Source organism: Microbacterium sp. NPDC089189, assembly GCF_040685095.1.
Classification (GTDB): domain Bacteria; phylum Actinomycetota; class Actinomycetes; order Actinomycetales; family Microbacteriaceae; genus Microbacterium.
Window position 1 is genome coordinate 32,281 of record NZ_JBFBHG010000010.1, and the last position, 19,969, is coordinate 52,249.

The 19,969-nt window shown below is 69.3% G+C and carries 16 protein-coding genes and 1 pseudogene; 4 read left to right on the top strand and 13 right to left on the bottom strand.

All coding sequences use genetic code 11. The features are described from left to right. Positions 1-2: 2 nt before the first annotated feature. Positions 3-755, bottom strand: coding sequence for a glycosyltransferase (locus tag AB0N73_RS07470; RefSeq protein ID WP_363561964.1), 753 nt, complete (start codon positions 753-755; stop codon positions 3-5). A gap of 128 nt (positions 756-883) precedes the next feature. On the opposite strand from AB0N73_RS07470, the gene AB0N73_RS07475 reads away from it, so the two are divergent. Beyond that, entirely contained in the window at positions 884-2,035 is a 1,152-nt protein-coding gene (locus AB0N73_RS07475; protein WP_363561966.1) for a polysaccharide biosynthesis protein, read from the top strand. Between the two features lie 3 nt (positions 2,036-2,038). Here AB0N73_RS07475 and AB0N73_RS07480 read toward each other — a convergent pair whose 3' ends face one another. The 4 genes from AB0N73_RS07480 to AB0N73_RS07495 are packed head-to-tail and all read right to left on the bottom strand — an operon-like array spanning position 2,039 to position 6,079. Next, the gene (locus AB0N73_RS07480) at positions 2,039-2,971 is read right to left on the bottom strand and encodes a glycosyltransferase (protein ID WP_363561968.1); all 933 of its coding nucleotides are present in this window, start codon (positions 2,969-2,971) and stop codon (positions 2,039-2,041) included. Continuing rightward, positions 2,968-3,366 carry a DUF2304 domain-containing protein gene (locus AB0N73_RS07485; RefSeq protein ID WP_363561970.1) on the bottom strand — a complete coding sequence of 133 codons (399 nt, stop codon included), beginning with the start codon at positions 3,364-3,366 and terminating at the stop codon, positions 2,968-2,970. The genes AB0N73_RS07480 and AB0N73_RS07485 overlap by 4 nt, the downstream gene beginning before the upstream one ends. Continuing rightward, positions 3,363-4,109 carry a glycosyltransferase family 2 protein gene (locus AB0N73_RS07490; protein ID WP_363561972.1) on the bottom strand — a complete coding sequence of 249 codons (747 nt, stop codon included), beginning with the start codon at positions 4,107-4,109 and terminating at the stop codon, positions 3,363-3,365. Before AB0N73_RS07490 ends, AB0N73_RS07485 begins: the two co-directional genes overlap by 4 nt. Positions 4,110-4,132: 23 nt before the next feature. Further along, positions 4,133-6,079, bottom strand: coding sequence for a DUF6541 family protein (locus tag AB0N73_RS07495; protein ID WP_363561974.1), 1,947 nt, complete (start codon positions 6,077-6,079; stop codon positions 4,133-4,135). Positions 6,080-6,188: 109 nt separating this feature from the next. Here AB0N73_RS07495 and rfbA point away from each other — a divergent pair, with 109 nt between their 5' ends. From rfbA to rfbC, 3 genes and pseudogenes are all read left to right on the top strand, one after another. Continuing rightward, positions 6,189-7,058: a glucose-1-phosphate thymidylyltransferase RfbA gene (gene rfbA, locus AB0N73_RS07500; protein WP_363561976.1), complete on the top strand. Its 870-nt coding sequence runs from the start codon at positions 6,189-6,191 to the stop codon at positions 7,056-7,058. Continuing rightward, entirely contained in the window at positions 7,058-8,056 is a 999-nt protein-coding gene (gene rfbB / locus AB0N73_RS07505; protein ID WP_363561978.1) for a dTDP-glucose 4,6-dehydratase, read from the top strand. The genes rfbA and rfbB overlap by 1 nt, the downstream gene beginning before the upstream one ends. Continuing rightward, positions 8,056-8,616 (top strand): annotated as a pseudogene (gene rfbC / locus AB0N73_RS07510) (dTDP-4-dehydrorhamnose 3,5-epimerase); the annotation flags it as partial. The gene rfbB and the pseudogene rfbC, both read left to right, overlap by 1 nt. A 53-nt stretch (positions 8,617-8,669) precedes the next feature. Here rfbC and AB0N73_RS07515 read toward each other — a convergent pair. The 8 genes from AB0N73_RS07515 to AB0N73_RS07550 all read right to left on the bottom strand — a co-directional run bounded on the left by AB0N73_RS07515 (position 8,670) and on the right by AB0N73_RS07550 (position 19,740). Further along, on the bottom strand, positions 8,670-9,530 hold the full coding sequence (locus AB0N73_RS07515; protein ID WP_363561980.1) for an NAD-dependent epimerase/dehydratase family protein: 861 nt from the start codon (positions 9,528-9,530) through the stop codon (positions 8,670-8,672). 29 nt (positions 9,531-9,559) lie between these two features. Further along, entirely contained in the window at positions 9,560-11,605 is a 2,046-nt protein-coding gene (locus tag AB0N73_RS07520) for a hypothetical protein (protein ID WP_363561982.1), read from the bottom strand. Positions 11,606-11,664: 59 nt separating this feature from the next. Further along, positions 11,665-11,946, bottom strand: a complete 282-nt coding sequence (locus AB0N73_RS07525) for a hypothetical protein (protein WP_363561984.1) — start codon at positions 11,944-11,946, stop codon at positions 11,665-11,667. A 259-nt stretch (positions 11,947-12,205) separates the two neighbouring features. Beyond that, positions 12,206-13,324 (bottom strand): hypothetical protein, encoded by a 1,119-nt coding sequence (locus AB0N73_RS07530; protein WP_363561986.1) that lies wholly within the window; start codon positions 13,322-13,324, stop codon positions 12,206-12,208. 38 nt (positions 13,325-13,362) lie between these two features. Beyond that, on the bottom strand, positions 13,363-15,336 hold the full coding sequence (locus AB0N73_RS07535) for a rhamnan synthesis F family protein (RefSeq protein ID WP_363561988.1): 1,974 nt from the start codon (positions 15,334-15,336) through the stop codon (positions 13,363-13,365). A 67-nt stretch (positions 15,337-15,403) separates the two neighbouring features. After that, entirely contained in the window at positions 15,404-17,671 is a 2,268-nt protein-coding gene (locus tag AB0N73_RS07540) for a glycosyltransferase (RefSeq protein ID WP_363561990.1), read from the bottom strand. 3 nt (positions 17,672-17,674) lie between these two features. After that, on the bottom strand, positions 17,675-18,613 hold the full coding sequence (locus AB0N73_RS07545; protein ID WP_363561992.1) for a glycosyltransferase family A protein: 939 nt from the start codon (positions 18,611-18,613) through the stop codon (positions 17,675-17,677). A gap of 20 nt (positions 18,614-18,633) precedes the next feature. Beyond that, positions 18,634-19,740 (bottom strand): glycosyltransferase, encoded by a 1,107-nt coding sequence (locus AB0N73_RS07550; protein WP_363561994.1) that lies wholly within the window; start codon positions 19,738-19,740, stop codon positions 18,634-18,636. Positions 19,741-19,969: the final 229 nt, after the last annotated feature.

Here is a 19,969-nt window from a genome sequence, read left to right on the forward strand (position 1 = left end):
CGTCAGTGCGTCCGTCGCCGGGCGCGCACACGTCGGTTCGCGTCCATCCACAAGCGCGACATGAGCAGCCGTGATCTGACCGCCGCACGGACACCCCGCGGCGACGATGACGAGGCGTTCGCCCCGTGGATGCGCCGCCTCACCGTCACGTCTTCGAGATGGACGAGCGTACCCGCACGATTGGCGACCGTGGCGATCCAGAGATCGTGGGATTCGCGGAGACCCGAGGGGAAGGGCAGCGCGTATTCGAGCGCGCTCCGCCGCAGCGCCATCGCGCAACCGTAGTAGGGCGCGAGCCCGGCGAGAATACTCATCTCGGTGCGAACCCGTCGGCCATCGGAGCGTTCTCGCAGGCGCCACGGTCTCCCCCCGAGTGGGGAGCGCAGGGGGTCGCCGCTCCCCAGCAGCTCGAGGTTCGAGGCGACGACGTCTCCCCGTTCGAGGGCGGCGACCAGGACCGCGCGGCGCCCGGGCACCCACTCGTCGTCCTGATCCGACAGCATCATCACGTCGCCGCGCGCCTCGCGGAGGGCACGCTCGAAGGACGCCACGTAACCGGAGTTCACCTCCTGCACGATCACCCGCACCCGGGGGTCGTCGAGACCTCGAACGATGTCCACGGTCTGATCGCTGCTCGCGTCGTCGACGACGACGACCTCGTCATCAGGATGCAGTTCGTCCAGGATCGAGCGCAGCTGGTGCGCCACATACGCCGCCCCGTTGTAGGTCGCCATGCAAACGCTCACCGTGGTCATGCACCGACGCCCATCTTCCGACTCCATCCGCGAATAGACTGCTCACGATGCGGTCCTTCATTCTCCGCCTCGCGGGATTCGCGGGTGCGCCCATTCTCTCGGCGCTTGCACCGTTCATCATACTTCCGGTGATTTCGCGCCTCGTCGGCGACGACGGCTGGGCGAACGTCAACTCCGGCCAGGCGATAGGGCTGCTGGCCATGGTCGGCGTTCTTTTCGGGTGGAGCGTGATCGGCCCCGTCCGTGTGGCGCGCGCCGTCGACCCGCACGAGCGCGCGGTCATCCTCGCCGAGAGCCTGCGTTCGCGCGCCTGGACCGCTCTCCTCGCCGTTCCCGCCGCCGGTGTCGTGACGTTCTTCGTCTCGTCGTCGGACTACCGGGTCGAGTCCGTCATGCTCGCCGTGGCGATGGCCATCGGCGGGTTCACCCCGGCCTGGTTCTGCATCGGCGAGGGGAACCCCCGCGCGCTCATGCTGTTCGACGGGGTCCCGAAACTCGCGGCGTCCGCCCTCTCGCTTCCGGTGCTGCTCCTCACCGGACAGATCTTCTGGTATCCGATCATCCTGGTTCTGCTGACGGTGCCGGCCTTCGCGACGCACGCCGTGATGGTGCGACGGGGACACGACCCCGCGGGCGTTCCCGCGCGTCCGACGCGGCGCGTCCTCGCATCGCTCGTGCCGACCGCGGCCATCGACGCCGCCGGCAACGCCTACGGATCCACCGCCATCCCCATCGCCACCGTGGGGCTGCCCGCCACCGAGGCCAGCGCGTTCGCGTCGGCCGACCGCGTGTACCGCATCGGGCTGTTGGCCGTGATCGCGGTGGGGAACGCGTTCCAAGCGTGGGTGCTCGACCCCGCTGCGTCCGATCGCCGGCGTCGGCACGTGGTGGCCTTCGGGGCGCTGGGCGGACTCGGCGCCGTCGGAGGTGTCGCCATCGCCGCGCTGGGGCCCTGGGCGACCGCCGTGGTGTTCGGCCCTGCCGTCGCGGCCGAGCCCCTCCCCTGCCTCCTGTTCGGGCTGGCGTTCTTCTTCATCTCCTGCGGCACGCCCCTCATCCGCAATCTGCTGATCCCCGCCGGCCGGTTCCGGCTCGTCTTCACCGCCACCGTGATCTCGGCCGTCGTCGGCGTGACGACGATGCTCCTGGGCTCCATCGCGGGGTCCGGGACGGGGGTCGCGCTCGGGGTCGCGCTGGCCGAGGCGGTGTCCGTCAGCATCCTGCTGGTCCCGGCCTGGCGGCAGTTCCGCGCCGACACGGCGCAGCCCGCCGTGCTCTGACGCTCAGGCGTCGGGGGCGTCCCAGACGATCGTCGCGGCCACCTGCTGCAGGGCCGGCGGCATCGGCCCGCCACGCCGGCGGCCCGCATCGCGCCAGCCCGCGCGGTACAGCGCGAACAGCGCGCGCCGCGGGCGGGCGATCATGAGCGCGTTGGCGAAGTGGATCGCTTCGAGCGCGGTGTCGCGCAGCACCCAGCCGGGTGCACGGCGGAGGAACTCGCGGTTGATCACACGACGGTTGCGCACCCGGTAGTAGTAGCGGAACGGCGAGCTGAGCGTCACCACATCCGGGATGCCGGGGAGGCGGACGCGGCGGCCGAAGAGCTCGCGCGCGTACTGGCGGCCGAGCGCGTGACCGAGCGCGAGCCCGGGTGCCGCGACGCCGGCGAGCCCCGCGACGGTGCACCGGAGCTCGAACTCGGTGTCGACGAGGTCGATGAACAGATCCTCCCGCAGCAGCCCCACCCGATCGAAGGTCTCGCGGGGCACCAGCATCCCGGACTGGATCGAGTGCCGCACGCGCAGTACGCCGTCGGAGCGGTCGTGCACCTGACTGACGCCGGCGAAGAACTCCGGAACCGCGAAGGCGGCGGCGATGCCGGATGCAGCGGCGGAGTCGAGGGCGGCCTGGAGCGCGGCGACGAAACCCGGGGTCATCGTCGAGTCCTGATCGAAGGTCAGCACGGCCGTCGCGCCCGAGGCGAGGGCTGCTCGGATACCGCGGTTGAGCGCCGCCGCGATCCCCGTGTTGTCGGCGGAGCGCAGTACGCGTGCGCCGATCCGTTCGAGCTCGTCCCACATGCCCGCCCAGCCGTCGCCGCTGCCGTCGTCGACGACGATGACGCGCTCATCGACCTCGGCGACCGCGGCGCGCACCGCCTCTCCGAGGTCGGGGTCGGGCCGGAAGGCCGAGAAGACGATCCAGGTCTGCGTCATGACGGGATGCCGGTCGAGCCGGCGTCGGAGGGCCCGTGCCCCTCGAGCGCATCGAGACGCCGCGAGAGCGTCTCGAGCTCGGCCCGGCTGATGGCGGCCTCCTCGGCCAGGCGGCGGATCTCCTCCTCGGCCTGCGAAAGCTCCCACGAGAGGTGCAACGCCACGCCGAGCAGGAGGACGATCGCGACCGCGAAGAGGAGGTTCGCCGGGAGCTGCACCCCGAGCGCGGCCGTCAGCCAGAGCAGCAGCTGCGGGAAGATGCCGAGCACCAGGACGACGATGCCGATGACGAGCCACAGGACGGCGTACTTCTCGCGCAGACGACGCGTGAGCAGCAGCCACATCACCGCGACGATGATGATGAGCGCGAGCGCGATCGCTCCGAAGATGATCATGAGGGCGCCCCCTGGAGTTCGCTGGGGTGGATCGCGCGCGACCCTCGGAGGAGCGCCAGTCCGAGCGCGAACACGGACCGCAGGAGATACACGGTCGCCCCGATGGGGCCCTGGCTGGGGCGGCCGTGGGCGCGGGCGCGCATCGCGACGGGGATCTGCGTGACGGTGAGTCCGGCGTGCACCGCGGCGACGAGCGAGTCGAGGGTGTCGCCGAGGTACTCGGCGGGGTAGTACTTCACGTACTGGTCGATCGCGGCGCGATTGGCGGCACGGAAACCGCTCGTCACGTCGGTGAGCCGTGTACCGGCCGCTCGCGAGACCACGCGGGCGAGGAAGATCATGGCCCAGCGGCGGGGCCCGCGCACCTCGTAATCGCCGACCTCGGCGAAGCGCGCTCCGATCGCGATGTCGGCGTTCTGCAGTCCCGCCAGCACGCGCGCGATGTCGGCCGGGTTGTGCTGGCCGTCCGCATCCACCTGGATCGCCTGGTCGTACCCGTGCCGCTGCGCGTAGGTGAAGCCCGTCTTCATCGCGCCACCCACGCCGAGGTTGAACGGCAGGTGGAGGACCACGGCTCCGGCCGCGGTCGCCGCGGCGACCGTCCCGTCCGTCGACCCGTCGTCGATGACGACGACGTCGTACGACGGCTGCGCGTCGAGGATCTCGCGCACGGTCGTGCCGACGCTTCTCTCCTCGTTCCACGCCGGAACGATCACGAGAACGCGTGCAACCGAGGAACCCATCCGGACCATCCTAGCCGCCCCTCTCACTCCGGCAGGGAGCAGCCGGTCAGCGCGTAGAGCCGCGCGTCGCCCTCCGAATCGATGAGCGTGACCTGCGTCGATTCAGCGAGCCCCGGGTAGCCCTCGATGGGCCCGTGCACTCCCGCGGTGCCGAAATCGAGGACGTAGCGCACCTCCTCGTCCTCAGCCGCAGCGCACGCCTCGGCGTCGAGCCGGCCGGTGCGTAGCGCATCGACCAGACGGGCCCGTGCGTCGTCCATCTCGACCAGCGCGTGGGGAAGCAGGACGCGTCGGTCCGCCAGGGCGTACGCCATCGCCGCGCCGGCGAACGGGTCCCCGGCCACCACGGCGTCCGCGGGCACGTCGTCGTCGAGACGTCCGAGCAGCGCGTACTCGTCGGTCGATACGAGGGGGGCCGTGTCGGTGATGCGATAGAGCGGCGACGCCCACTCGACAGCGCGCGGCATCGCACCGACCTGCAGCACCGCGACGAGCGCGACGGCCCCGAGGACCCCGAGCGTGGCGCGCAGCGCAGGGCGCGCCACGCCGCCACTGCGACGCCGCACCAGCCCCGCGACCCAGGCGAAGGTGCGCGCGGCCCCGTACGCTCCGATCGGCACCATCGCGACGACGAAGATCGCCGCGAGCCGCGGGGCGTTGTTGTACCAGCTACCCGTGAACGCGTCGCGGAGGTTGCCGAAGGGCAGCGACACGACGACCACGTAAAGCCAGGCACCAATGACGTACATGCCGAGCAGGACCCACGCCGCACGCGAACGGTCGATGAGCGTCCAGACGATGCCGGCGACGATCAGCACCGCGGCACCGAACGCCGGCACCTGGTACCACATCGACCCGGTGAGCGCCGAGATCACGGCGTCCCCCATCGACTGGGTGATCGGCCACCCGCGCGCGTCGAGCGGCGGACGGAGCACCTTCACGAGCAGGACCCCGGCGCCGAGGTAGGCCAGGAAGCCGACGAGCACCCCGATCCGGCCGCCCACGCCGGATCGGCGGAAGACGGACACCCCGGCGACGCAGACGGCGGGGAACGAGAGCGCGAGGAGCGCCACGAAGGCTCCCGGGTGAGCCAGCGTCATCCCCACGACCGCTCCGGCGAGGATCAGGATCCACCATCCCCATCCGACCGGCGGCACGTCCCGCGCGATACCGAGGACGTGCACCGCGACGGCGAGCGCGAAGGGCAGCAGCGACACCCCGAACAGCAGCGGGTAGAGCACGCCGTAGTCGTAGAGGAGCACCGGGAAGGCGGGGATGGATGCCGACAACGCGCCCGCCGCGATCAGGAGCGCCGGGGACGAACCTCCGAGGGTGCGCGCGAGGAGGATGCTCCCCAGGGGCCAGAAGATCGCGGAGACGCCGAGGATCATGGCGTTCGTGGCGACGGGGATCGTCACCCCGCTCACCTGCACGATGAGCGCCACGACGCCGTGCCAGGCGGCCGGGTAGAAGGCGAGGCTCCCGCTCGGGCTCGTCATGTACCCGAGATGGAGGGACGACGCGTTCGCCTCGTCGAGGACGAACCGGACCCCGTTGAGATGGAAGATGTTGTCGAAAGTCTGCGAGAAGGCGTCGGGCGATCCCATGATCGTCACCGCCCGCCAGGTCAGGATCACGACGGGCAACGCGATCGCCAGGATCAACCAGGGCTGCCACCGCGAGCGTGCGCGCGGTGGGGCGGGGTGAGGGCGCCGAGGCAGGAGCCTGCGGGCGAGGATCGATCCGCCGGCGATGACGGCTCCCACGAGCACCACCGGAAGGATGGACCAGGGCAGTCCGACCCACGGCGCCACGACGGCGGCCCCCGCCGCGATGGTGGCGAAGAACGCAGGCGCGGCCGCGGCGAGCCACAGTCCCCGCAATCCCACGGCCCAGGCGACCCCCCCGCCGACGACGAAGGTGAGCGCGAGCAGGGCGCCGACAGCGCCCACGAGGTCGAGCCAGGTCACGGTTCCTCCACTCACGGCACAGCTGATCCGATCCAGGATATCGATCCGCCCTGTGCGTCCTGCGGGGCGGCTGAGGGAGCGCCCGGCGCCGCATGGCAGGATAGGGGTCGTGAAGGGCATCATCCTGGCCGGCGGTTCCGGCACGCGTCTGCACCCGATCACGCTCGGCGTGTCGAAGCAGCTCATTCCCGTGTACGACAAGCCGATGGTCTACTACCCGCTCTCGACGCTCATGCTCGCGGGGATCCGCGACATCCTGATCGTCACGACGCCGCACGACGCGCCGTTCTTCGAGCGCCTCCTCGGCGACGGGTCGCAGTTCGGGGTCTCGCTGACGTTCGCGCAGCAGCCCTCCCCCGACGGATTGGCGCAGGCGTTCACGATCGGCGCGGACTTCATCGGCGACGACAAGGTGGCCCTCGTCCTGGGCGACAACCTGCTCTACGGGCCGGGACTGGGCACGCAGCTCAAGCGGTACACCGACGTCGACGGCGGAGCGGTGTTCGCCTACTGGGTCGCAGAACCCCGCGCGTACGGCGTCGTCGAGTTCGACGCCGCCGGCAAAGCCGTGTCGCTCGAGGAGAAGCCCGCCGAGCCCAAGAGCAACTACGCCGTCCCGGGGCTCTACTTCTACGACAACGATGTGGTGGAGATCGCCCGTTCCCTCGCGCCGTCGCCGCGCGGCGAGTACGAGATCACCGATGTCAACCGGGAGTACCTCGAGCGCGGCAAGCTGCAGGTCGAGGTCCTCCCCCGCGGCACCGCGTGGCTCGACACCGGCACGTTCGACCAGATGACCGACGCCGCGGACTACGTCCGCACGATGGAGCGCCGCACCGGCCTGCGCATCGGCGTGCCCGAGGAGGTCGCGTGGCGTCAGGGGTTCCTGAGTGATGACGACCTCCGCGCCCGCGCCGAGAAGCTCGTGAAGTCCGGGTACGGCACGTATCTGCTCGAAACCCTGGAAAGGGGACGTTGATGTCCAAGCTCCTCGTGACCGGCGGTGCCGGCTTCATCGGGTCGAACTTCGTCCACCACGTCGTGACGCACACCGATCACCATGTGACGGTCCTCGATGCCCTCACGTACGCCGGTAACGAGGCGTCGCTGGCGGGTCTGCCGGAGGACCGTGTGCGGTTCGTGAAGGGCGACATCACCGACGCGGGTCTCGTCGACGGACTGTTCGCCGACGTGGATGCGGTCGTGCACTACGCGGCCGAGTCACACAACGACAACTCGCTGCACGACCCGCGTCCGTTCCTCGACACGAACATCATCGGCACGTACACGCTGCTGGAAGCCGCCCGTAAGCACGGGCGGCGGTTCCACCACATCTCGACCGACGAGGTCTACGGAGACCTCGAGCTCGACGACCCGGAACGGTTCACCGAGAACACCCCGTACAACCCCTCGTCGCCGTACTCGTCGACCAAGGCCGGCTCCGACCTCCTGGTGCGCGCGTGGGTGCGCTCGTTCGGCGTGCAGGCCACGATCTCGAACTGCTCCAACAACTACGGCCCGTACCAGCACGTCGAGAAGTTCATCCCCCGCCAGATCACGAACGTGATCCGCGGCATCCGCCCCAAGCTCTACGGGGCGGGCGAGAACGTCCGCGACTGGATCCACGCCGACGACCACTCCTCCGCGGTCCTCACCATCCTCGACAAGGGCGTGATCGGTGAGACGTACCTCATCGGCGCGGACGGCGAGAAGAACAACAAGGACGTCGTCGAACTGATCCTCACGACCATGGGTCAGCCCGCCGACGCCTACGACCACGTCACCGACCGCGCCGGCCACGACCTGCGCTACGCGATCGACTCCACCAAGCTCCGCACCGAACTCGGCTGGACCCCCTCCTACGGCGACTTCGAAGCGGGACTCGCCGCGACCATCGACTGGTACCGGCAGAACGAAGCCTGGTGGGCCGGCGCGAAGGACGGCGTCGAAGCGTTCTACGCCTCGAAGGGACAGTGATGGGCATCGAGTTCGGCAAGAGCCTCACCGTGACGGACACTCCGATCCCCGGCCTGACCGTCTGGGAACTGCCCGTGCACGGAGATTCGCGCGGCTGGTTCAAAGAGAACTGGCAACGCGAGAAGATGGTCGCCGCGGGTCTTCCCGATTTCGACCCCGTGCAGAACAACATCTCTTTCAACGACGAGATCGGCACGACCCGCGGTATCCACGCCGAGCCCTGGGACAAGTTCATCTCCTTGGCATCGGGGCGGATCTTCGGCGCATGGGTCGACCTCCGCGAAGGCCCGTCCTTCGGAGCGGTCTTCACGACGGAACTCGACCCGTCACGCGCGATCTTCGTCCCGCGCGGCGTCGGCAACAGCTACCAGACCCTCGAGCCGAACACGGCGTACACGTACCTCGTGAACGACCATTGGTCCCCCACCGCGAACTACACGTTCCTGAACCTCGCCGACGAGACCGCCGCCATCGAGTGGCCGATCTCCTTGTCGGACGCGGAAGTATCCGACAAGGACCGTCAGCACCCGCGCTTGGGCGATGTCACGCCCTTTCCCGCTCCCTGAGCGGACACACCGGACCTGACTCCGGCCCGGATGTGTCGCGGCCGGAGTCAGTTCTCGCGCGCGAGAACTCCGCGGACGATCTCCGCGTCGCCCCAGACGGCAGGCGAATCGTAAGGGCGGTCGGGGAAGGCCCCGTACTCGAGGGCGATCGGCAGATCGTTCTCGCGGATGAACCCCTCCACACGATCCGCCAACGACACCGGCTCCCCGCTGCTGCAGTTCACGATCCCTCGCACGCCGTCGGCTATCGCCACGGCTGAGATCTGGTGGGCGAGCTCGTCGACGTGGATGAAGTCGTACTTGTTCTTGCCGGTGGTGAAGGGCATCGTCTCGCGGCCGGCTTCGACCGCTTCGAGAAGCCGCGTGAAGATCGAGTTGTTCCGCCGGTCATCCCCGTAGATGTAGTAGCAACGCAGCCACGTGAGCTCGATGTCCTCCGGGATCGCGAGGAACAGGGAACGCCGGAGCGCGTCCTTCGCGACGCCGTACAGGGATCGGGGGTTCGTCGGTGTCTCCGCGGTGATCGCACCCTCGTGGTAGCCGATTTCGTGCATGGTCCCGAGAACGGCGATCCGCCGGACTCCCGCAGCGGCGACGCTCGTGATCAGGTCGAAATGAGCCGAGAGGTGACGCATGTGCGACGGCGCATTGTGCGTGAACCCGTCCTCCCATGCGAGGTGGATGAAGGCGTCGGTCGTCTCACCCACGATGGCGGCCGGATCGAATCCCGGCGCGAGGATGTCCGCTTCCACGATCCGCGCCCGCTCGTCGACGCCGTCGGCGCGGCCCGGTCGCACGACGGCTGTGACGTCGTGCCCCCTCTCGAGGAGGTCCGTCACGACGTGTCGCCCCACATAACCGCGGGCTCCGGTGACGACGATGGACAAGGGATTCGACTGGGTGCTCATCGCATCGAAGTCTACGGGAGTACGTGCCCTCACCGCGGCTGGAACGAGACGCCTGCGGTGGAACTCCAGCGCGCGACACCGTTCTGGAACTGCTGGGTGCATCCCGACGCGTCGCATACCTGGGCACCGGTAGGCCACCCGAGCCACGTTCGTTCACCGCCGTAGGCATACCAGGTCTCGAGGATCGGACCGTACGGCGTGAAGATGGGCGCGCCCGTCTGCGTCTGGGACATCACTCCGGAGCCGAAGTGCTGGATCCAACCCCCTCCGCTCGCCGTCGTGTATCGGATGCCGTTGACGGCCGCGCCGTACGAACTGATCCCGCCGCCCGCCGTCCACGCGGAGGCGATGCTGCCCCAGGTGGCCCAGGTACCCCAGGACGAATCACTCAAGATGGCGTTCTGGAACGCTTGGATGCATTGCGATCCTGTGCAGGTCTTCTCCGCGATCGGCCAGCCGAACGACCCGCGTTCGGCGCCGCTGCTGGACCACAGTTCCTGCATGCGACCGTAGGGAACGGTGAAGATGCCGCGGGAGCTCTGCGCGACGACACCCGCGCCGAAGTTCTGAATCCAGCCGCCACCGGAGGCGGAGGAGGTGCGGATGTCGTTGAGCGCGGCGCCCATGCCGGACAGACCGCCCCGCGCGTTCCAATACGACACGAAGGTGCCGTACGACGCGTGAACCCCCCACGCCGAGGAGGAGACGGTGCCGCCCTCGAACACTTGCACGCACTGACCCGACGCGCAGGCGTACGCAGACATCGGCCAGCCGAGCCAGCCTTCTCCACCGCCGCTGCCGTGCCAGTAGGACTGGATGCCGGACGCGGGCACCGTCTGTATCCCGTACGCGCCCTGCGTGACGACGGCCTTCTCGAAGTGCTGAACCCATGCCTGGGTCTTGCCCGCCGTCGCCAGGCGAACGTCGTTCAGCGCGGGGCCGAGCGCCGCCATCCCTCCCGCTGACTGCCAGTAGGCGTAGATACCGCCCCACATGATGTGGCCGCCCCACGCGGGAGTGCCGGATATGCCCGCGAGAGTGAAGGATTGCCAGCAACCGTTGGCGACGCAGATCTGGGCGGCATTGGGCCAGCCCACTCCGCTCGACGGGCCGCCCTCGCGATCGAAGGCGGAGAGGATCTCACCGTTGGGAATGACGACGGTGCCACCCCGGTAGCTTCCGTACAGCGTTCCCTTTTGGAAGCGCTGGTACCAGCCTTGACCATTCGCCTCGACATAGACCGGGTACGAGGCTGCTGCGCCGAGGCTTCCGGTCGCTCCGCCGGTGGAGTTCCAGTAGGAGACGAAGCCCGGGTGGATCTCGTACGACCGGGGGTTTCCGAACCAGTCGGTGAACAGCCGCCAGAAGTTCCGATTTCCGTAGCTCGAGCACCCGTCGCCCGTCCCATAGAGATTTGCGAGCGCCGCCGGGTTGGGGGTGTACGGCGTGTAGATGTAGAGGGCTGCCGTCGCCTGATTGTGGATGTAGACGCTGGAGGTTCCGCAGGCACGGTTCGGGTTGTACAGGATGTTGTTCCATCGCTGTTCGCGGTACCCGAACAGGGTGGGGTTCATCCGGTAGACCTCGAACTGCCGCGCCGCGTAGTAGACCTGGTAGAAGAAACCGGAGAACGCAGGGTCGCACGGCGCCGTGTCCGGGCACGATTGCCCCGTCGCTGCCTGGTAGGCCCATGCCGAGGGCGCCCGCGAGGTGATGAGGCCTTGCTCTTTCTGCAACAGGACGATGAGGACCTGCTGGCTGATGCCGCAGGACCGCGCGACGATGTCGATGATCTGCGCCGCCGAGTGCCACGCCGCACCCTGATATCCGTTGCAGTATCTGTCCGCCGCGATCGACGCCGTGGCCTGTCCGTAGTCCTTGACGCAGGTCGCTCCCGCGTTGCAGTTCGGGACCTGCGCGTTGAGGAAGGACTGGATCTCCGACGCCGTCATGGAGTTGGAGTTGTAGAAGATCTTGTCGTCGATGATGTAGCCGGGGTCCCAATCGGACGCGACCGCGGCTTCGGCGGGCTGCGCGGCGATCGGAGAGACGACCGGAACGAGAATTCCGGCCACGACCAGGAGCGCCAGGAGCAGGCCGAGCGCGCGACCACGCCTCGTGGAAGGGAGTTCCGTCATGACACGTCGACTTTCTGCGTACCCGAGGAACCGGCGCTTGATGAGGATTCGTAGGAGAGATCGATCTCCCACTCGCCGGGCCCGAGCTCGTCGACCCCGATAGTGAGTAGAGCGCAGTAGGTCGCCGCCGTGGTGGCGGTCGCCGTCGAGGTACGACGCACTTCATCGTCACCGCGTCGCGCGCTCAGGGTGCAGCGAGCATCGCTTTCCTGCACGCCGAAGGCTGCACCGGTCACCTCCAGAGTGCCCTGGTACACCTCGGCGGTGATGACCTGCACGTCGACGGACGCCAGTGAGCTCCCGGGCTGAGGGCTCGCAACCGGCGCGGGCTCCGAGGAAGACGGGACGGGCGATGACGATGACGACGACGACGACGATGCGGACGGCGCTGGCCGGGTCGGCGAGGGATTCGACTGTCCGCCCCCGGGCTCGGGGGCGCACGCGCTGACCCCGGCTCCGACCAGGACGGCGATGGCGATGAGCGAACTGAGGCGAAGGGGGCCGAACCGGCGCGAAGAGAGGCCCATGAACACGACCCTACTCGTAGCCCCGACCTGCGGGCGGGACATTGATGAGGTGTCGCTCGGCGAGCTCGAAGATGACGACGTCGGGCGAGAACGCACTCACGTAGTCCCGGAACGAAGGGAACTCGACGAGGTCGGCATCGGACGGGAGCTGCCAGGTCGGCGAGTATGCCTGTTGCCAGTACGGTGACAGATCGTTCCCCATCGAATCGCGCAGGATCACGGCCGACTTCCCGGTCCACGACGTCGGCACGCTGGTGGAGGCGGGAAGATCCGCGGCGTCCGTCGTCTCCTCGCCTGCGCGCACGCTGATCACGCCGGCCGCGTCCGTGCGGGTCACCGGCTGGAAGCTCTCGCCGAACTCGAGCGTGGACCAATCCGGACCGATGCTCTCCGCTCCCGCGTTGACCCATTCGTTGGCGACGGTGGGCGCTGAAACGCCCGCCACGATCGGCGTACGCAGACCCTGCTGCTCCGGGTACAGCTGAGGCGTGCATTCCGCGATCTGCTGCCAGCCGACGTATGCCCCGTAGGGAGTCCAGTGGCTGTTGCTCGCCGAGTAGATCGGGTGCTCAGCGCCCTTGGCATCTCGGAGCGGCGTGCGCATGTCCACGATGGGCAGGTCGGACGACGAGTCGAGCAACTGGTCCATGATCGTCGGCCCTCGCAGGTCCTGCATCCACTCGGGGAGCTCCTCCGGGTAGACGCTCGAGGTGGAGGGGGGAACGACGACGATGAATTCGATGCCATCCGCGGCAAGTCCGTCCCGGACGCTCGTCAGGTAGTCGATCCACCGCTGGATCTCCTGCGCGTCGAGGTGCGCGCGACCCACGGCCTGAGACGCGTAGCTCTCCATGAAGTCGCTCCAGAACAGCCACCCGTTGGGCCCGACGATGTACTCGTCGTCCGGGCCCGGCGCCTCGGCAGCCCAGGCTTGCTCCGCGGCCTGGTCTCCGTCGAGCCACAGCGATCGATCCGGTTGGTCGACGGCCGGTCGGCACACGCTGTCGGCGGTTGCCGGCGCCAAGACGGCGACAGGCTCGACGCGGTAACCGCCGGTGGTGAGTCTCAGAGCGGTCAGCGTCACGACGACGAGCGCCGCGACCCCGAGGACACGGATGACGAACCACACCCGAGAGGTTCCTCCTGCACCGTCGGGGCGCCGCCCCGTCAAAGAATCTCCATCTCGTCGACGCGCGGCTCCTGCGCGACCGGAACCGTCCGCACGCGACGCGCTCGATGGCGCAGCGAACGCAGCGACCGGTAAACACCGCGGACGGGCGAGTACACCCGATACAGCGAGGGGACGAGATTCGGACGATGCAGACGCAGGTAGGCCTTGACGAACCCGAGCAGTCCGCCCTCCAAGAACGAGCCCGTCCTATCGAAGAGCCCGGACTGCTCGTTGGCGTAGCCGGGCAGTGTCCTGGTCACGCGGTCCAGCTTGTACTCCAGCGCCGTGTGGCTGATCTCCGCGTACTCGAGGTTGGCGGTCGTTCGCGTGTGGTAGCCGTCTTCGGCTGCTGCGTAGGCGGGCAGGCGTTCGAGAACGTGGGAGAGATCGCCGTCCGCGTTCGACGAAGGAGCCGGGAAATCCTCATACGTCCAGTCGACCTGAGTGATGCGACGCAGAGCTTCCGGCCGGAAGGCGAACATGCCTCCGAAGGGAGCGAGGGGCGAGGGATCATCGAATGGCACACTGATCCCCAGCTTCTCGCACATCTCCGCAGCCGGCCCCCAGTTGGTGAACCAGGCGCGGCCGAGCGTGGGGAAGCCGGTATGGACCATCGGGGGGAAGACCACCCCGAGACCCGGCTCGCGTTGGAAGAGCGCGAGAAGATTGGCCGCGTAGCCCGGAGAGTTCAACAGGTTCGACATCTGCTGCCACCGGAAGAACTCCCCCACGGTGAACCCGTCCTGAACCGTCTTCTTCGAGTGCAACTTGAAGACGATGTCGTATCGGCCGGGGGTGAGGACGTCCCGACATCCGACGAAGAATGCACCCATGTCGCGTCCGCGGTTCGACGGCGTCACGCGGACCTCGACGGCTCCTCGCGCGGGGTCGTGCTGCTCGGCGACGTGCGCCCGGATCTCCGCCGCTTTCGTCTCGTCGGAGGTCGTGATGAACAGGTCGAAGGATCCCGGCAACCGGGCGGCATGCGCCAACAGCTCGGCGGTCAGGTCCGTGTAGAAGATGTGCATGGCGACGGCGACACGGAGCGGGTGCTCGGTGTCGTAACCGGTGTCGACATCGGGGAGCACGCGCATCATCGCCGCGTTGGTGCTGAGCACCTTCGGCTGGGAACTGCGCGTGAGATTCTGCCAGATCATCTCGACCGGGTAGCCCCGCTCGATCGCGGCGTCGAGATAGTGCCGCGGCACCACCGTGTTCCGGTCGAGGAAGAGCGGGTCGTGGAAGAAGGGCCGACGCTTGAGCATCGGGCACCCCGCATCCAACAGCGCACGCCCGTCGAACATCGACGCGTTCTCGGACGAGAAGTCGCTCGACGGATAGGCGACGAGGAAGGAGAAGCCATCGCGCGCGAAACGGTCGGTGAAGACCGACTCGTGCTGCAGGATCGAATCGGAGTACGAGGTGATCGCTGGCATCTCCCGCCAGTAACGGCGCCATTGCTCGCTCTGGAACATGCGTCGCCGGACCGCGATCCAATGCGACTGGATATGACGGGGAAGCACTCCCTCACCGGTGAAGGGATTGGGCTCCACGCGAGCATGGTCCGTCAGTCCCCAGAAGTCGACTTCTTCCGCATCCATCCGCTCGAAGAGCGGCTCGAAGGGATTGATCGGCCCGAACCACGTGTAGTTCATGAGGATCAACTCGTCGTACTCGGAGAGTCGATCCTCACCGAACTCGGCCAACCCCGCTCGATAGCCCTCGACGTCGAAGCCCCGGTTCTCGCGCTGCCAGACCGTGTCGGCGACCTCGGAGAGCCGAGAACGCCCTTCAGGCGTCAGCTTGCCGTTGACGACCACGAAGATGTGCTCCGCGAAACCGCGGAGCTTCTCCAGTTTGTGTACGACATAGTCGTCGACGATCCCGCGCGGGTCCCACAGCAGGTAGAAGATGATCCGTCGCCCCGCCTCGGGGAAAGCCGCCGGCGTGGAGGTTTCGCTCACAGTCACTCTCTCATCGTTCGGCTGCGCGGACCTGCCGATCCGCACCCACGTTGCCGTGGAATTCTAGCGTTCCTCACGAGGAGTTCCTTGCGCGGGCGGTCGCGGCCCGCTCATGCAGGACTCCCGCGCGTGCGTCGAAGGAATGGTCTCGGCGGATGACGGCGGCGATCTCGGCGAGCCGTTCCGGTCCCGGGAACAGCTCGGCGGGGTCGGTGCGCAGGAGCTCCACCAGGTGCGCGGCATCGCGGTAGGTGACCACCGCGCCGTCGAAGAGCTCCTCGATCCCGTGCACCTGCTCCGAGATCACCCGCCCGCCGACGGCGACCACGTCGAAGGGGCGCATCGCGATGAAGCCCTCGCGACGCATGGCGGGCCACTGGTCGTTGAGCACCACCGACGCCGTCTCGTACCGCGCGGGCAGCTCGTCGTTCGGGATCGACTCGGCGGTGATGGCGGACGCCGGGAGGAAGGGCCGCCAGTCCGGTCCGTACACCTTCACGTCGATACCGGCGGCGATGGGAGCGACCACGCTCGGTCGGGCGATGCCTCTGGCCGTGCCCACGAAGACGATGTCGTCGCCGCGCGGGAGCGACCGCGGGTGGAACTTGTCGACGTCCGCGCATTCGAGCAGCGGCTCGACGGGCATCCCCCAGCGGGCGCTCGCGGATGCGGACCACGGCTCGGAGGCAGCGAACACCCGGTCGAACCGGGAGATCTCCTCGCGGCCGATCTCATCGGGGTGGCTGATGATCCACTCGAGGTTGACGCCCGTGTCGGGCGGGTCGATGCGGTAGGGCCCGCGGATGACGACGTTGACGTCGTCGAGGTAGGCGGTCGGCCGCCGAGACGCACCGAAGGCGTCGATCACCACCTCGTGGCCGCGGCGACGCAGGGCCGCGGCGAGACCGTGCGCGAAGTGGGTGTCACCCCACACCTCGCCTCGACGGCCGGCGGGCGAGCAGATCTTGATGGCCCAACGCTGCGCGGTCGGGTGTGGACGCTCCCACCGCAGCACGGGTTCGGCCGAGCCGTCCCGGCCGGCCCCCCACCGCACCGTCGTGAAGCCTGCGCGGGAGTGCAGCTCCTCGGCGGCGGGACGGTCGTCGCGGCGCGACGGGCTCGCGGCATCCGCGGGCCTGCCGGACGAGAACGCCACCTCGGGTTCATCCAGCACCGGAGCGATGTCGATGAGCGCCTCGAACGGGATGAGGTCGCGGATGGCGGGCGAGAGCGCTTCCAGATCATCGCTGCGCCCCGTCGCCGCCAGCGCCGCGCGCAGCGCCTCGCCCGGCATCGCGACGGAGCGCCCCGTCAGCAGCGGGACCTCCACTCGGCCACCCAGCCGGGACGCGTCCTCGTAGGGATGATCCCCGAGGATGCGGGTCGGCCGACGCGCCCCGGGGGTTGCCGCCGCGCCGATGCCGACGAGAGTCCCGTTCTCGTGGCGGTGCACGGGAATGGCTGCACGGCCCTCCTCCGCCCGGGCGACGAGCAGGTCGACCTCGGTGTCGTTGACGTCGCCGCGCGGATCGAGCACAGCGATCGTTCCGCCGCCGATGCCCGCCGCCGCCCGCAGGACGTCGCTCCACCGGGCCCGCCGGCCGTGGCGTCGGAGCCGCAGCCCGGGGTGCAGAGAGACCAGCAGTGCGGCGGACACCCACTGCGACGCGTCCGGGTCGACCATCTCGATCGACGCCGCGGCGCCGCCGGACAGGGAGAATCGCGCCGCCTGCGCCGCCTTGCGCGCGTACCCGCGATCACGCCGCTGGATGACTCTCACGAGCGTCCGCTCCGCGGTGCCCGGCGCCGCGGCGCCCGACCTCCGGTGTCCGCGCCACCCGCGCGCGGCCATGAGCGCCTCAGCCCGGAGGGCGGCCACGGTGACCCGGCGCTCCTGCGCACCCGCAGCGAGGAGGATCGTCGTGTCGGGCCGGTCCCATACGGCCTCCAACGCTCCGCGCTCGGGCGAATCCGATGCGCGGGCGTGCGCCACGGCGTCCCACCAAGGGTGCACCTGCACCGTCGGCCGGTCGCTGACGAGATAGGCGTACATCGCCGGCACCCGGAACACCTCCGGCAGCCCGCCGCCCGCGTGGACCTCGTCGAACAGCGGATTGATGCTGCGGCCGCGTCGGAACCCCCATCCCACGTAGTGCAGGATGGCGAGATCCGCGGGCATGCGCCGCCACCCGAGCTGCGCGGCGTAGAAGCCCGCGTCGACGAGCCCCGATCGACGAATCGTCCGCCACCACCAGAGGCGATCGGACGCACGCACGACCGGCCCCACGACGGGTACCTCACGAAGCGCCCGCACCGCCCGGCGCACCGTGTTCCGATCCACCCGCTACTCCGCGTTCCGGCGCGGCCGCACCGCTCCGCGCAACGCCCGAAGACGCCGCCAGAGCGGATGGCGATCGTAGATCTCGGCGACGATGTCCTGCCGCTGGCGGTCGAGCTGCGATGCCAGTTCCTCACGGAACTCGGCACGCAGCTGCGACGCCAGGTGCGCCATGTACATCGGGAGCCCCGCACCGTTGCGCGCCACCCACGCGGTCAGGGCCGCATCCCGCACCGCGAGGTCGTCCCGCTCGTGCGCTCCCGACAGCTCGAACATGCTGTTGCCGGCGGCGCCCCGCGCCGAGGGCCGTTGGGTCCAGAAGGCGAGCGCTTCGCCGGGGAGGAAGCCGAGGGGATGACGCGCCGTGATGCGCAAGTAGAACTCCCAGTCCTCGACCGTGTCGAGGCCCTCGTCGTAGTACCCGACCTCGTCGTGCAGCGCACGCCGGTACAGGAATGAGATCGGAACGGCGCGGTTCACCTCGAGGAGCGACGTGAAGGTCACCGACGTCATGCCCTCCCAGAACGGCACGCGCGAGGTCTCGACCCACGCGTCCCCCTCACGGACCTGGTACACGATCTCCGTCGGCACCATGACGCCGGCGTCCTCGGGGTGCGCGTTCAGATGCGCGACCGTGCGCTCCAGGAACTCCGGATGCCAGAAGTCGTCGTCGTCGTGCAGCACCACCAGGTCGGCCGTCGTCTCGCGCATCCCGAGGTTCGCGGCAGCGCAGCGTCCTCCCTCGCCGGCCGTCTCGAGCACCCGGCTACGGTCCGCGACAGCGGATGCGGCGACGACCGCGCGTGCCACCTCGCCGTCGCCGCCGTCGTTGACGACGATCACCTCGGCATCGGCGTAGGTCTGCGCGGCCACATCCGCCAGCGCGCGGGCGAGGAAATCCGGACGATTCTTGGTCCGCACGACGACACCCACACGAGAAGTCACCGGCACAGCCTATCGACCGCTCACAGCTCGGCGTGCAGCGCCCAGACCCGCTCCGCGTGGTCACGCCACGAGAAGGCGCGCCCGCGGTCACCCGCGCGCACGGCGTACCGGTGCCGGCTCTCATCCGACGCGAGCACCTGCCCGAGCGAGGCGCCGAGCTGCTCCGCGGGGGCGACGAGTGCCCCGTCGAGCAATACCTCCTTGTGCACGGCCGAGTCGACCGCCACCACGGGGATGCCGAGGGCCAGCGCGTCGACGGCGCGCCACGGGAACGCGGTCAGCGCCGACGGAGCCACCAGAGCGACGGCGGAGTCGATGACGGCGGCCCGGTCGGGCGCGTCGAGGTGCCCGCGGATGTGCAGCCGGGAGGCCGGAAGCCCGGCTGCTTCGGCCAGATCGACCACGCGGGGCTCACCCCCCTCGCGGATGTCGAGCACCACGACCGACCGCTCGCCCTCGAGGGCGGCGACGGCCGACAGCCCGGCGGCGAGAGCGGCGTCGTCGCAGCGCGCACCCGCGATGACCACGGCGCCCTCGGGGATCTGCAGCTCGCGGCGGCGCCCCACCGCGTCCGACGGCGCGGCGAAGTCGACGGGGGCTGCACCGGGGATGACCCGCAGTCGCGACGACAGCTTGGGCGAGATCTCGGCGAGCCGCTCGGCCATGGCGTGCGAGGGCACGACCACCGCGTCGGCGTACCTCTCGACACGCTTCATGAGCGCGCGCTGACCGGCGACGACGGCGCGCGGAAGGTCGTCGGGGACCTCCCATGCGCAGAGCTCCCACACGGTCACGACCGTCTGATCGTTGTCGTTGGCGCGGTCATGGCGCACGAGCGGGGCGAGCAGGGAGGTGGCGTGAATGAGGCCGCCACCGATACCCGGGACGATGCCGAGCTGCCACGACGCGGCGAGGCGCGGACGCGCGAGCGGAGCCTTGGTCACGGCGGCGAGGCCGTCGATGGCGTGCGCCGCTTCTTCGGCTCCGGCGGGCACGATCGCCGCGACATCGCACCCGCGGGGGGCGACGGAGATGAGCGCACGGGCGATCTGCTGACTGGCCTCCGCCACATCCGCGTCGCTCGCGTCGACGAGCTGATCGAGGACGAGGCGGAGCGAGACAGTCACCGTCTGAGCCTAGCGACGCTCCCGCCGCGGCCCCTGAGAGACCGCCGCGCGCCGGGATATCCACCCCGCCCGCCGCCCGCCCGCCCACCGACCGCCCGCCCGCCGCCCGCCCGCCCCTGTCCTTCCGCGAGCGCACATCCTGTCAGCGAGCGCACATCCCGGACGATGTGCACTCGCGCACGGGATATGCGCTCGGCGGATGGGGCGCGCCGCGCGCCACGCGCATCCA